The sequence below is a fragment of the Microcoleus sp. MON2_D5 genome (assembly GCF_036701905.1).
In the GTDB taxonomy this organism is placed as follows: Bacteria; Cyanobacteriota; Cyanobacteriia; order Cyanobacteriales; family Microcoleaceae; genus Microcoleus.
This window is the reverse complement of sequence record NZ_JAUBRM010000020.1, coordinates 15,818-28,707: the sequence shown is the minus strand read 5'-3', so window position 1 is coordinate 28,707 and position 12,890 is coordinate 15,818. Positions and strand designations below refer to the sequence as shown.

13 protein-coding genes are annotated in these 12,890 nt (G+C 45.5%); 6 read left to right on the top strand and 7 right to left on the bottom strand.

Translation table 11 applies throughout. The annotated features are described in order from the left end of the window. Window positions 1-575: 575 nt before the first annotated feature. From QUA47_RS09635 to QUA47_RS09625, 3 genes are all read right to left on the bottom strand, one after another. Window positions 576-2,057, bottom strand: a complete 1,482-nt coding sequence (locus tag QUA47_RS09635; RefSeq protein WP_333430591.1) for an S-layer homology domain-containing protein — start codon at window positions 2,055-2,057, stop codon at window positions 576-578. A 185-nt stretch (window positions 2,058-2,242) separates the two neighbouring features. Beyond that, a complete protein-coding gene (locus tag QUA47_RS09630; protein WP_333430590.1) occupies window positions 2,243-4,348 on the bottom strand; it encodes a M10 family metallopeptidase C-terminal domain-containing protein in 2,106 nt (701 codons plus the stop codon). A gap of 133 nt (window positions 4,349-4,481) precedes the next feature. Continuing rightward, window positions 4,482-5,156 (bottom strand): polysaccharide deacetylase family protein, encoded by a 675-nt coding sequence (locus tag QUA47_RS09625; RefSeq protein WP_333430589.1) that lies wholly within the window; start codon window positions 5,154-5,156, stop codon window positions 4,482-4,484. Between the two features lie 79 nt (window positions 5,157-5,235). Between QUA47_RS09625 and QUA47_RS09620 the strand changes: the two genes are divergently transcribed. The 6 genes from QUA47_RS09620 to QUA47_RS09595 all read left to right on the top strand — a co-directional run bounded on the left by QUA47_RS09620 (window position 5,236) and on the right by QUA47_RS09595 (window position 9,987). Beyond that, on the top strand, window positions 5,236-5,430 hold the full coding sequence (locus QUA47_RS09620) for a DUF433 domain-containing protein (protein ID WP_333430588.1): 195 nt from the start codon (window positions 5,236-5,238) through the stop codon (window positions 5,428-5,430). A 319-nt stretch (window positions 5,431-5,749) separates the two neighbouring features. Further along, window positions 5,750-6,517 carry a ChaB family protein gene (locus QUA47_RS09615; RefSeq protein ID WP_333430587.1) on the top strand — a complete coding sequence of 256 codons (768 nt, stop codon included), beginning with the start codon at window positions 5,750-5,752 and terminating at the stop codon, window positions 6,515-6,517. A gap of 337 nt (window positions 6,518-6,854) precedes the next feature. Further along, window positions 6,855-7,013 (top strand): rubredoxin, encoded by a 159-nt coding sequence (rd, locus tag QUA47_RS09610; RefSeq protein WP_333313874.1) that lies wholly within the window; start codon window positions 6,855-6,857, stop codon window positions 7,011-7,013. 12 nt (window positions 7,014-7,025) lie between these two features. Continuing rightward, a complete protein-coding gene (locus QUA47_RS09605; RefSeq protein ID WP_445302497.1) occupies window positions 7,026-8,285 on the top strand; it encodes an NAD(P)/FAD-dependent oxidoreductase in 1,260 nt (419 codons plus the stop codon). Then, complete coding sequence (locus tag QUA47_RS09600; protein WP_333430586.1) at window positions 8,239-9,081, top strand: hypothetical protein; 843 nt, start codon at window positions 8,239-8,241, stop codon at window positions 9,079-9,081. The genes QUA47_RS09605 and QUA47_RS09600 overlap by 47 nt, the downstream gene beginning before the upstream one ends. A gap of 132 nt (window positions 9,082-9,213) precedes the next feature. Next, window positions 9,214-9,987, top strand: a complete 774-nt coding sequence (locus QUA47_RS09595) for a class II aldolase/adducin family protein (protein ID WP_333430585.1) — start codon at window positions 9,214-9,216, stop codon at window positions 9,985-9,987. Window positions 9,988-10,098: 111 nt separating this feature from the next. Here the strand turns inward: QUA47_RS09595 and QUA47_RS09590 are convergent, their stop codons facing one another. The 4 genes from QUA47_RS09590 to QUA47_RS09575 form a co-directional block, all read right to left on the bottom strand. Beyond that, complete coding sequence (locus QUA47_RS09590) at window positions 10,099-11,001, bottom strand: Rpn family recombination-promoting nuclease/putative transposase (RefSeq protein WP_333430584.1); 903 nt, start codon at window positions 10,999-11,001, stop codon at window positions 10,099-10,101. A 37-nt stretch (window positions 11,002-11,038) separates the two neighbouring features. Beyond that, complete coding sequence (locus QUA47_RS09585; protein ID WP_333348192.1) at window positions 11,039-11,785, bottom strand: HEAT repeat domain-containing protein; 747 nt, start codon at window positions 11,783-11,785, stop codon at window positions 11,039-11,041. A gap of 242 nt (window positions 11,786-12,027) precedes the next feature. Continuing rightward, window positions 12,028-12,564 (bottom strand): GNAT family N-acetyltransferase, encoded by a 537-nt coding sequence (locus QUA47_RS09580; protein ID WP_333430583.1) that lies wholly within the window; start codon window positions 12,562-12,564, stop codon window positions 12,028-12,030. 4 nt (window positions 12,565-12,568) lie between these two features. After that, entirely contained in the window at window positions 12,569-12,772 is a 204-nt protein-coding gene (locus tag QUA47_RS09575) for a hypothetical protein (RefSeq protein ID WP_190663521.1), read from the bottom strand. Window positions 12,773-12,890 lie beyond the last annotated feature (118 nt).

The window sequence follows — 12,890 nt, the reverse complement described above, 5'->3', positions numbered from 1 at the left end:
AGCGACAGCCCTTTGCATTTTTTCACACCTTGTTAGTAAATTTAGTCTATTTAAACAAATTAATATGTGGGCATAAATTAGATGAATATTTGAATAGGGAATTTAGCTGCTAAAAAGTATGTATTTTACGGCACTATCGGGACGTATAAGCTGTTGTGCATTTAAATTATATGTTGAGGGCGGGATCTCCTGCCCCCCCACAAGAGTGAAAATTTATTTTACCATGCAATTTAAATGCGGATTAGCTTAATACTAAAGTGTGGTGGGAAATTATTTTTATATATAACTCGGCGATTTAAATCGAAATCTCAACTTTCCTGCTATCTGTAATAGCAGGTTTTACCCACAATACGTGGCTGTAACTAAAGATTTAAATAAACCCGCCCCCACAAAGCGGTAAATCATCCTGTACATTTTTTGGATGAGTATCGAAGTAAAAATTGACGTGGGTTATCTGTTGTGTGGGGGCGGGTTTAGTAATATTGTTAGTTAAAATTAGATATTATTCGTAAAACCCGCCCTACAGACACTATCCGCGTTAATCCGCGTTCATCTGCGCTTAAAGACCTGCAAATCTACTTACTAGCATAACCCGTACTTACCAAAAACTCCCGCAATTTCCCAAAGAATTCAGTGCGATCGCGTCCTTGATAAACCCTCTCCAACAACTGCCAACCTTCCGCCTCCTGACCCATGACATACTTGTTCGCCATGAAGGCCGCCAAAACCCCCTTCACCTCCCCATTTTCACTCAAACGCTTGTTAGATTCCAGCCAAAGCTCAGCAGAATTTGTGTATACTTCCACCGGATACTCTTTGCTAACATCTTGCATTTTACCTTGGCGGTACTGCCAAATTTGCAGCGGAAAGCGAGAATCAGCGTAATTTGTAAAAGCCTCGGAAAATCTGCCGTCCTGACTCTTAAACTCTGGGATATCATTTTTGCCAAAATCGACTATTTCGTAACTCACATTGCCCCAGAAATGCTTGACATGAGTGTATTTGTTAGCTGCCGAGTCGTAGCGGTAAATAAACGAATAATTGCAGCAGCGGACGCCGCTTTTGATTGACACTAAATCTGCCAGCACTTCCGGTTCCTTGTCGCCGTCCAAATCACGGATTCGCAGCGATAAAAAACGTCCTTCTGATATTTCTTCGCTGGCTCTTTTGTCTGGATTATCTACTAGAGAACGAGTCGGAATCAGCACGGGTTCTTCTAATAAACTTTTACCGTCGCGGATAATTCTGATGCGGAGATTTTTAGCATTTTCTGCTTCTTTTACGAAAGAAACTTCCGCCCTAACTTTCCCCGCTTCCGAGATTTCTGTTGTTCTCGGCGGGCCGATATTCGCCGGAACTTGGGCAATATATTCGGCAGGAACTAAGGCAGTTTGGCCGGGTTTGGCCAGCGCCTGACAGAAAAAAGTTGCGACTTCGGCGCGAGTAACATTCCGAGTAGGTTCTAGCTGTTTAACAGCAGGATAATTGACCACAAGTTGTTTTTCTGTGGCGGCGGCGATCGCATTTCTTGCCAGTTCGGGAATTTGCGACGCATCTTCAAAAGTGGCCTCCAAAACCTCAGCCGCCGACCCCGTAGGTGTATATTTCAAGCCGCTGGTTAAAGCTACCAAAGCCTGCCAGCGGGTAATATTCAAAGTCGGGTTAAAGATACTGCCACTGTATCCAGACATAAAACCCGTCTGATAAGCTTCTCGAATTGCTTTAAAACCCCAGTAATTTGTAGGAATATCTGCAAAGTCGATCGGAGCGCGGACGGTTTTGGCATCGGGAAAAGCCATGCGAACCATCGCCGCAAACTCAGCGCGGCTGACGGGGCGATTCGGGCGAAAAGTGCCGTCTTCGTAGTAGCCACTGATGATTTTTTTCTGCGCTAACTCCTCTATGCAAGCTTGCGCCCAATGTTCGTTAACATCCTTAAATTTGGCTTGAGCAAATGCCGGCGCTACATTCAGGCCCGGAAACATTAAATTCCCGATGATTATCCCCAAAGCTACGACGAAAGCAATTACAGCTTGACTTTTGTGCGATCGAACCATATAACAGCCTCCTCATAATTCGCAAATATACCAAAACCTACAGCACTAATGCACTCATATTAAAGAAACCGGGTTTTTTTACGAAAATCTTTGGCTGTAGCCCTCAAATTAGGTGAAAAACCCGGTTTATTTGGTGGGAATGCGTAAGTCCTATTGTAAAAAACCCTCGTTTCTGACTATCTCTGCTAAAACAAAGCAGCAGTAGCGCCTGATACACGGAACCGTGGAATAGAATAGCTGATAGCAACTTTGTCACCTGCGATCGCGATGTTATCCCCAAAGGAACTAGCTGGTTGAACATTACCCAAAACGGAACCAAAATCTGTACCCAAATAAGTCTCGATCGGGTGTCCTGTTGTACTGTTAAAGCGATATACAGCGCCTTGAGACTCGTACGAGCTGGCTCCAATCAGAATATCACTGCCTGTAACTGCCAAGCTACCTCCGAAACCATCGTTTGTGTATAAGTTGGAATCGGGGGGGTTTGGGTTGGAAAATTTTCGGATTAATGAGCCTGTATTCCCGTCAAACAGGTACGCTGCACCCCTACCGCGATCGGCAAATGGCGCTCCTATGAGAATATCGTTACCAACTGCTGCGATCGCTATACCGAAAGTAGCACTATTGTCAGCAGGATCTGGGCTTGGCAAAGTTTGGAGGAGTTGACCTGTTATGCTATCGAACAGATAAACTGCTGAATTAATGGATGTTTCCAACGGTTGTTTTGATGAGGCTGCGATCGCAACTTTGTTTTCGACAGCATTTGCATATTCAACCGGAAAAAGATTTCTAGGGATGGGACTAAAAAAGCTTTGCAGTAGCGCGCCTGTATTGGAGTCAAACACGTATGCAGGAGCCACTGTTTGATAACTGAAAGGTAAGTCTGGAGTGGGAGAAATCAGGACGTTGTTACCCACAAAGGCGACTTTTCTAGCAGTGCCGGAGCTAAAAGGTTTGGTATCCCCAGTGCTGAAGCTTTGCAGTAGTGCACCTGTATTCGTATCAAACAGGTATGATTCGTTGCCGCCAGATGAAATCAGGGCTTTATTATCAGCTATAGCGACGTTGTTACCAAAGGAAACAGATTGTGTAGGTGGCCCAAAAGTCTGGAGGTACTTCCCCGTATTAGTGTCAAACAAGCGAGCAGATCCTGGAGCTTTGTTGTCAATGCTTATGCTTCCGAGGAGCAGTCTATTGCCGTCGGCTGCGATCGCATTGACGAAATCGAAGGTTTGAATCGGAGAGGGCGGTTTGTTATCGTCGAGAACTTTTAATGTAGCTGTATTCTGCGTGCTAATATTCGTGATGCCTGTGGGTTCGGTCAATGTCAGCAAAGCCGATCGAGGATAATGACGAATTGCATCATCGACTAAAGGAATATTAACAGTTTTAGGTGTAGTGTCTCCAGCGGCAAAATTGACCGTACCTAACTTGACTGGGAAAAAGGCAGCGTTTAAGTTTGAGGGGCGAAGGCTGGCCCCAACAAATGGATTGGGATAATCCAGCGTTACTGTTGCGCTGACCGCAACGTCGCTGCCGTCTGTGCGAGTCACGGTGACAGTATTGGAAATATTGCTTTCATTGGTTATGAAATCATTGGCGCTAAAAGCTAACCTGCCGGGAACGAGAAAGTCCGAGCGCTCTAAAGTGCTACTGCTAACATCTTTTACAACTGCCAAAAACTCCCCTGTATCTTGCTGAATTACAGTATCGTTTGGATTTTGAGAGTCCGGCAAAATTCTGATATTTTCAAACACAAGCGCCTCTGCTAAGGCAATTTTATCCTCGCCCTTGTCAAAATCAGTAATAGTATCCGCTAGAGCAACAGTAGAACCGCCGAGTTTATTTGTGAGTACAAATACGTCATTACCTTCGTCTCCGGTGAGAGTATCTACACCAGTATCGCCGTTGAGAGTATCGTTGCCGAAGCTGCCAAACAGTGCATCGTTACCTTTGCCTGCCCGCAAAATGTCGTCGTCGGCTAAACCGATAAGAGTATCGTTATCTACTTCGCCTTTGAGTAAGTCATCACCATTTTCTCCTAACAGCGAATCGTCGCCTTTACCGCCGTAAAGTGAATCGTTGCCGTCATTGCCAAAAATGCGATCGTCACCGGCATTCCCCAGAATCAATTCTGCATCTGAGGAACCCGTTACAGTATCCTCTGGACCCAACAACCAGGCTCCACCAGGAAAATTAGCAAGCTGTCCCACGGAAAGCGTAAGATTTTCCGATGTGTCGTCTCCTACCAAGCGCGGCGGGTTATAAAAAGTGTCTGCTTTTAGTGCCATCTTCGCGTCCTCTTTGCTAAATTGAACTTTTGGCAAGAAACCGGAGTTTTTAATTACAATACTTGCTGAAACCCCTTAATCTCGGTTAAAAAACCCGGTTTCTTTGTTCGGAGTAGCGATCGCACTGACACAATTAGGCAGAAATTTGTTGCCACAGGCGATCGACTGTCACGAATTTGTAACCTTTATACAAAAGCAATGGAATTATTTTATCCGCCGAAGCTGCAACATCTTCGCCGCCGCAATAGCCGTCGTGCAGTACAATAATAGATCCGTTTTCAGTTTGCTGCACGATGCGACTAATAACTTTCTTAACCCCCGGCCGCACCCAATCTTCCGGGACGACACTCCACATTACAGGGCGATATTCCCACTGTTGCAATAACTCTAATGTTCGCGGCGTAAAAATGCCGTTGGGCGGCCGCACGTCCAGGATTAATTTTGGGTCTAAATCGCAAGCTTTGGCAATTGCTTTTTGCGTGTCTTCTAAACTTTGTTTTAGTTCGTGTGTTTTGAGTTTTGGAAACGATATATGCTGATAGCCGTGGAGGCCGACCCAGTGTCCGCGCTCGTACACTTCTTTAGCCGTTTCTGGATGCCTGTCCACGCAAAAACCTAGCCAGAAAAAACTAGCTTTGATGTCGTATTTATCTAAAATTTTTAACAGTTGAGGTGTGTGCTGACGGTGCGGCCCGTCGTCAAATGTGAGGGCAATTTCTCGGCTGTTGATATCTCCCGTCCACAGACATCTGGGAAAAGCAGATTTGAGGATGGGATGAACGACAGGAAACAGGGGTGCTAGTGGCATTGATTAACCTTGATAAATGCGATCGGGTAGAAATGAAGCTGCGTTACAATAGAATAAAGTTAACTCAATCGAGGTAAATATGACAACTACCGTTGAGATTGGAACGCTAATTGTCACCACGCCGGGAACTGGCGACTGCCGCCCCCTCATTGCCAAAACCCGAATAACCGTAAAAAATATTGCTATTGATTTTAATGCTGGGCTGACTCCAGAAAAAATCCTTGATGAAAAACCGCATTTGACTCGATCGCAAATTTATGGTGTACTAGCCTAATATTAGGCGAAGCCAGACAAAATTGACGCAGATATAGCAGCATAAAACGCTGATAAAAAGTGCTTGTAATCGGAATGTACGATAAATTTGAGCAGTTAAAATATAATAAAACAGCAATAGTTAAAAGGTTATATTATATCTGAATAACTGTCTCTAATAGATGAGAAATCGCACTTCAAAAAATCTTTAACTCTTTTGATAGATCCTCAAACTATATCCGATAAATCGACCTCTATCTCGCGGTCGATGCGATCGCCCTACCGTGTCTTCCTATACTGAACACTATCAAAACTAATCGACCAATCATCAAGGAGGAAAAATGACCGAGGAATATTTAGCCGAACGCACAGTTTCAGCCGTCTTTAAGGAAGAAGAACAATTAGACGGTGTAATTCGGCGGTTGCTCGATCGCGGAGTTTCCCGCGACCACATCTCAGTCATGGGAAAAAACTTTCAGTCTAAAACTAGAATTGCCGGCTTTCTTACTAAAAAAGATGTGATTTTAGGCGGTCTGCGAAGCGGGGCGATTTTTGGTTCCTTATTCGGTTCTTTTTTGGCTTTGCTAACTGGCGTCGGCCTGCTGTTTATTCCCTTTGTCGGTACAGTAGTCTCGGCGGGCCCGCTGGGCGCTGCACTGTTGGGTGCAGCTAGCGGGGCGATCGCAGGTTCGGCCGGTGCTGGTCTAGTTTCCGCTTTAGTCACTTTGGGAATGCCCGAAGACAAAGCAACTATCTATCAAACCCGCGTTGAAGCAGGCGAATTTCTCGTGATGGCAGAAGTCCCCGCAGATAAATCGGGCGAATTTCAACTCTTGCTAGAAAGTGCAGGCGGCGAAGAAGTTTCAGTTAGCGAGATGACCCTGCCGCGCGCAGTTAAAGGTCGCTGCAATAGTCCGGCAGATTTGTCTCCAGAAGTGCGATCGCACCTGTCGGAAGCAGCTCAAAAAACCTTTATGGAATCATACAACGCCGCATTTGATGAAAGCAACGACTCGATACAAGCCGAACACACCGCTTGGGACGCCATTCACCAGCAGTACGAAGAAGATGAAAACGGTGTTTGGACTAAGCCTTTAGCGAAAGTCTAGTCTGGCAATCGCACTAAACTAATAAAAAATACAATCAAGCCTCTAGAACGGCGGTTCTGGAGGCTTTGACGATTTTAGATTTTAGATTTTAGATTTTATAATTGTGCAAGACTTACTTCGTAAAGACTTGGAAATTACGGAAAGTCTCATTACTTTTTGAAAGTGGTATAGCAATCCTCGCATCATTTGTGAATTTCTTACTCCCGAGCGAGCGGGTTCGAGGAGGGTTGGGGTGGGGTAAAAAATTTACGACTCATTTAGTAGGATTGCTATATTGCACTAGGTTGCGTTGTCAAGTACAATCTATAGGCTTACAATATAAAATTGAGTTAAGCAAATGCAAAAATACGTTTGTACAGTTTGCAATTACGTCTACGATCCAGAAGTAGGCGACCCCGACGGAGGCATAGAGCCCGGTACTGCCTTTGAAGATATCCCCGACGATTGGGTTTGTCCCACTTGTGGGGCGAAAAAATCCGATTTTGAACCAGAATAAGCGAGAAAAAATTTGTCCGATCGAATCCTCAAAATTACAGTTATCGGCGGCGGTGCTGCTGGTTTTTTTAGTGCAATTACCTGTGCCAAAACCTACCCGCAGGCCCGCGTCACTTTACTAGAAGCTGGCCGACAACTCCTGGCCAAAGTTCGCATCTCGGGCGGCGGGCGCTGCAACGTTACTCACGCTTGTTTTGACCCTGGTGTTTTAGTGCAGAATTACCCCAGAGGTGGGAAAGCTCTGCGCGGTGCTTTTACTCGATTTCAACCGCGCGATACTGTAGAATGGTTTGCAGGTCACGGTGTGAAGTTGAAAACAGAAGAAGACGGGCGAATGTTTCCGACCACAGACGATTCGGGGACAATTGTTAACTGTTTGATCCGGGCTGCTGAGGATGCAGGCGTAAAAATTCGCACCGGCGATGCAGTAGTTTCTGTAAAGAAATTAACAGGAAATACGGCAGAGGGCGAATACGGAGACACCGCCCCTAGGTTTGAAATTGAGTTAAAGTCGGGGGAGACATTTAAGTGCGATCGCATTCTTCTGGCTACAGGCAGCAATCCTTCGGGTTATAAGTGGGCAAAAGAGTTAGGTAATACTGTAGAACAGCCCGTTCCTTCTCTATTTACTTTTAATATTTCCGACAGCAGAATCAAAGAATTAGCTGGAATTTCTGTTCCTAATGCTAAGGTGAAATTGCCGGGAGCTAAATTAGAACAAAGCGGGCCTTTGCTCATTACTCACTGGGGTTTAAGCGGGCCTGCTGTACTGAAACTTTCAGCTTGGGGTGCGAGATTTTTGCACGATCGCCATTATAAAACACCTGTGCTGGTTAATTGGCTTCCCCAGTACAATGCGGAAGTTTTGCGGCAGCAACTGCTAGCGGTTAAGTCGCAGTTGTCGCACCGATTGATTGTCTCTAGCTGTCCGTTTCCGGTGCCGCGCCGCCTCTGGGAACGTTTGACAAGTTCGATCGGCATTGATGAGCAAAAACGCTGGGCAGACTTATCTAACAAAACCCTCGATCGCCTCCTGCAAGAACTCGTTCAAGGCGAATATCAGATAGCAGGAAAAGGGGCATTTAAAGAAGAGTTCGTCACCTGCGGCGGTGTCAACCTCAAAGAAGTCGATTTTAAGACAATGGAAAGCCGCCGCTGTCCCGGACTTTTCTTTGCTGGCGAAATCTTGGATATCGACGGCGTGACGGGCGGTTTCAACTTCCAAAGTGCTTGGACTACGGCGTGGTTGGCCGGTTTGGCGATCGGCAAATGAACTCGATTTAGACGGGCAATTATTAAATTTTGTGTTATTTTTGAATGAAGAGGCACAAAATGTGATTTCTGTTGAGCCTGTAGAAGAAATTCGCAGTTTTGCCTCCTTCCACATCGGGGTCAAACACATGAAAAACTTTAAGCTGAAAACCCTAAAATTCCCGAACCCCACTGACAGCCATCTGGACTCACCTTTGATAGAAAAAAATGGCTTGGTGGAACTTAACCCAAAATTTACAAATCCTGAATTTTTAACCAACTGGATTTTTGAGACAAACCTGTACGGCGAAGCAGTTTCAATCGACCACTTTGTCATCACATTTCCCAGCCGAACCGAACTCGAAAACTACGCCGCATCTTTCCGCCCTTTCGGCGCCAAAACAGTTGAAGGCCCCGACTTGTTCCCGCTCAACTTTTGTGCGGAAAACATTAATGTTCCCTCCGACTTGTGGCTGCATTTAATGACCTTATTAATGCCAGCAGGCGGCTTAGTAGTATTAGATGCGCCCCACGCAGCCGACGACCAAACAGACCGCTTCCAGCAAGAAAGAGGATTAGAAGCAGTTCACCACGTCGCGATTAGAGTCGAAAACGTGCAGAATGCTGCTAAAATATGGCAAAACAAAAACTTTAAACCGCTATCAGAGCGTCCTTTAAACTCCGGCTCATTAACCCAGTGGTTTCTGCAAAACCCCGCCGGACAAATCATCGAATTAATAGAACGTCTCCCCGGCAACAACGCTACCTTTGACTGCAAAAACATCGCAGGTTTGCGCCTCAGTGAAATCGCAGGTTAGTACGGCAGGCAATATCCCGGCCCCACAGTTCCCAATTCAAATTTCCCAATTCAAAATTTATCTCGTTCCCAGTCTCTGACTGGGAATGCCGATTCGGAGGCTCTGCCTCCTGTCTTTTCACTAATAAAATATATGGTTGCCATAAAAATCCCCAAAGTCACTTTTCAACCCCCAACATTCAACTCACTTGAAGAAGAACGCCGCCACCGCAAACAGCGTTTAGCCGCCGCATTCCGATTATTTGCCCGCTTCGGATTCAGCGAAGGAGTGGCCGGACATATCACCGTCCGCGACCCCGAACACCTAGACCATTTTTGGGTCAATTCTTTTGGAATGCACTTTAGTTTAATTCGAGTCAGCGACCTAATTTTAGTCAACCACAAAGGCGACGTTGTTGAAGGAAATAAACCCGTAAACGAAGCAGCATTTGCCATTCATTCCCAAGTGCACAGCGCCCGCCCCGACGTAATCGCAGCAGCCCACGCTCATTCTCCCTACGGCAAAAGTTGGTCGAGTTTGGGCCGCCTGCTTGACCCGCTGACGCAAGATGCTTGTTCTTTTTATGAAGACCAAGCTTTATTTGACGATTACACCGGAGTTGTTTTGGAAATCGAAGAAGCTAAACGCATCGCCAAAACTTTAGGTGAGAAAAAAGCCCTTATCTTACAAAATCACGGACTGTTAACAGTAGGTCAAACAGTAGATGAAGCGGCTTGGTGGTTTATTTCAATGGAACGTTCTTGTCAAGCGCAGTTAATGGCCGAAGCAGCGGGAAAACCAATTCTCATCAAGCCAGAATGTGCGCGTTTTACACAGCAGCAAGTAGGGTCTCACCGGATGGGATGGTTTAGCTTTCAACCGCTTTATGACATGATAGTGCGCCGGGAACCTGACTTATTAGATTAGAAACTCGGCGGTTGAAACCGCTATTACACAAACACAGTTGGCCTGCGGCAAATAAATAATGAAGGGGGTATTAAAGGCGGATTTAGTATCAGGAGTGCAAAACTTATAAATTCATGCTGAAGCCGAGTCCAACCAAGCTATCAAATCCTCTTGAGTGGTAAAGTCTAACAAGATTTCTCCTAAATCCTGTAGTTGTTCCAGAGATAACTGCTGGATGCGAGTTTTAATTTCTGGTGGGATTTCGCCAGTGCGCCGCGCGATTTGACGCAGGATTAATGCTGTTTCCCCCTCAATTATGCCTTCTTGGCGGCTTTTAATAATAGCACCACGTTGGTCTTCAAAAAACATTTCCCGCTTTTCCAATTCCTCTAATTCCTTAAGGGTTAAATTAGTTCTGCTGGCGATGGAAAAAGCTGTTTGAATTTCGGGCATTGATGCAAATTTTTCGGGAATTTCCTCGAAGAGGGGAGCATTTTTGATAAAATAAATCCAGCTTTGAATTAGGTTTTCGACTTGTTCCAGTTCTTTGTTAAACTTGGGAAGTTCGACAAACACTAATTCGATTTCTCTGTTATAATACTCGAAGTTTTCTTCGAGTTCTTTAAATACAAAATGGGTGAGAAATTTTTCGGTATTCTCAAACAGAACAAAATCCGTAATTGTTAAAGCAATCAGAGGATTTAATTTCGAGTATCCTTCTCGGGGCCTGAGTTGAGTTGCGTAGGTTTTGGCGGCATTGTATACTACCCGTTTAGTAAAAGCTTCTACATTTATTACCTGCATTTCGATAATCACAGTTTTGTTGCCTGTAATTTTGGCTTTAACATCCAGGTAAGTGTCTTTTAATCCAGTAACGCTCGGCGCGGCGTAAGGGTCAATAATTTCTAAATCTTCAATGGTTGGCTGTGCGTCATAGAGCATAGCATTGAGGAAGCTAATCAAAATGTCTTTGCTCTGGGGCGAACCAAAGATTTTTTTGAAACCAAAATCTGTTTTAGCACTGATGAAAGGCATAATTAGTAAATGGTAATTAGTAAAGGGGGCGTTTAAATCACAAAAGTCCTTCCATTTCTAAGTCTTCAATTATCTGCAATCCGCGCGGGTCGCCGACTCGCAATAGCGAAGATTTAGCATCTTCCCGCACGCCCATGTCTTCATCTTCTTCTAAAGCTTCAATTAGACCATCAATCGCCCCAGCGTACACTATATTATTCGGCAATTCCCGGGCCAGTTGCCCGATCGCCCAAGCGGAATTACTTCGCACAGCAGATACAGAATCTCCCCGCAGCGCTTCAATCAACGGCGGAATCGCAGCAATCACCACAGAGTAACCAACTTTTGCCATTTGACCCAGAGAACTCGCCGCCCACAAACGCACCGCCGAAATATCAGTTTTCAGAGCATCAATTAAAGATGGCAAAGTGCGGTGGTCGCTGCAATTTCCCAGGGCCCAAACTACCCCTTTGCGAACGTAACCGTTCCAGTCGCAGTTAAGCTGAAGAATCAGCGGTTCCACAGCATCGGGACTCGGATTTCGCCCCAACGCATAAGCTGCGCTCACCCGCACCAAGGGGCAACCGTCTCTCAACAAATTAATTAAATGCGAAATTGCTCGATCGTCCTGCAGTTCGCAAAAAGCCCGCGCCGCAATCATCCGGTGCTGAGGTTCCGGGGATTCCAGCAAAGGCAGCATTTCCTCGGGATCTGGCAGCGGGGGTTCGGATTCATAAATTTGATCCAAAGGGCTTTCCAGTTCCGTGTCAGTATCAAGGGCGTTGGAGTAGTCGTTATTGTGCATAAAAAAACTTTACCGCACTGAGGATGCTCCTGAGCAACTCAGACAACGGTCAACAGCAACTAGGATAATACCAATAAAAGTATTCCGAGGGAGGACTTCATTCCTCATGTGGTTCATAGTGAGGACTGAAGTCCTCCATAAAGTTCGCAGTCAAGACTTAAGTGCCAATAAAGTCACAAAGTTTTTAGCTTCTTTCTCTATCAAAACTCTTCGTCCTTACTACAAACATTACCTTTTATTTTTTAAAGAGACTTGAGCATCGAGACGGAATGACTTTGATAGCCTAATTTTTGATAGAGATTCACCGCAGGCTGATTGCTCAGAAATACTTGCAAACCAATTTGCCGATCGCCCCTTTCGCGCGCCCAATTTTCAGCATGAATAACTAAAGCTGCACCGATCCCCAGACGGCGATGTTCCGGTGCTACGTACAGCAAAAAAATGTGAGCGTAGCGTTCTCCGGTGGTTTGGTCGATCGCATTTCCCAACCACAAACATCCGACAACCGATGTCAGATTTTGGACTTGAGATTGTGGATTGAGATACTGCGAGGGAAGCACCGGCAAAATTTCTGCCTCTTCCTGGCTGTTTTTCTGGCACTCTACCCACCAAACCGGCGTCTGGTTAGAAAAATACTGCTCGACAGTTTGAGCCAAATGTTCCAATTCCCCATCCGGGTAAAGCTCTCGGTAAGTCCGGTGCATAAACTTTACCAGTTTTGCCCGATCGAGTCCAGATCCTGAGCGCAGCCCGTAGCCCGGTATTAATTGAGCAGACATCAGCTCACCGGACACGCAAAGCGGAATAATTTAGCCCCAAGAAAATTGGATTCACTACTGCCGCTTGCTTTTGGGGGATCGCTTCCTCAATCGGTGCCGGGGCCGCCATGTCAGCCGGCAAAAAGATGCGAGCGCTGACTGCTACCAGAGCCGCAAAAAATACTAATATCGCTATAAATGGAGCAATGTATTGACGAATGATAGCCATAACCGCAAAAACTTGATTCTTGAGTTGATATTATCAAGTCTACCATAAAATCTTGTCAGCTATAATGGCTGCTATTGGGCACTTAGCTCAACAAGAGAGCGATCGCCAATACCAACAA

What these genes read in the sequence shown, in the direction of transcription:
- QUA47_RS09635 (WP_333430591.1), bottom strand. Translation starts at nt 2,057, where the DNA reads ATGGTTCGATCGCACAAAAGTCAAGCTGTAATTGCTTTCGTCGTAGCT.
- QUA47_RS09630 (WP_333430590.1), bottom strand. Translation starts at nt 4,348, where the DNA reads ATGGCACTAAAAGCAGACACTTTTTATAACCCGCCGCGCTTGGTAGGA.
- QUA47_RS09625 (WP_333430589.1), bottom strand. Translation starts at nt 5,156, where the DNA reads ATGCCACTAGCACCCCTGTTTCCTGTCGTTCATCCCATCCTCAAATCT.
- QUA47_RS09620 (WP_333430588.1), top strand. Translation starts at nt 5,236, where the DNA reads ATGACAACTACCGTTGAGATTGGAACGCTAATTGTCACCACGCCGGGA.
- QUA47_RS09615 (WP_333430587.1), top strand. Translation starts at nt 5,750, where the DNA reads ATGACCGAGGAATATTTAGCCGAACGCACAGTTTCAGCCGTCTTTAAG.
- rd (WP_333313874.1), top strand. Translation starts at nt 6,855, where the DNA reads ATGCAAAAATACGTTTGTACAGTTTGCAATTACGTCTACGATCCAGAA.
- QUA47_RS09595 (WP_333430585.1), top strand. Translation starts at nt 9,214, where the DNA reads ATGGTTGCCATAAAAATCCCCAAAGTCACTTTTCAACCCCCAACATTC.
- QUA47_RS09590 (WP_333430584.1), bottom strand. Translation starts at nt 11,001, where the DNA reads ATGCCTTTCATCAGTGCTAAAACAGATTTTGGTTTCAAAAAAATCTTT.
- QUA47_RS09585 (WP_333348192.1), bottom strand. Translation starts at nt 11,785, where the DNA reads ATGCACAATAACGACTACTCCAACGCCCTTGATACTGACACGGAACTG.
- QUA47_RS09580 (WP_333430583.1), bottom strand. Translation starts at nt 12,564, where the DNA reads ATGTCTGCTCAATTAATACCGGGCTACGGGCTGCGCTCAGGATCTGGA.
- QUA47_RS09575 (WP_190663521.1), bottom strand. Translation starts at nt 12,772, where the DNA reads ATGGCTATCATTCGTCAATACATTGCTCCATTTATAGCGATATTAGTA.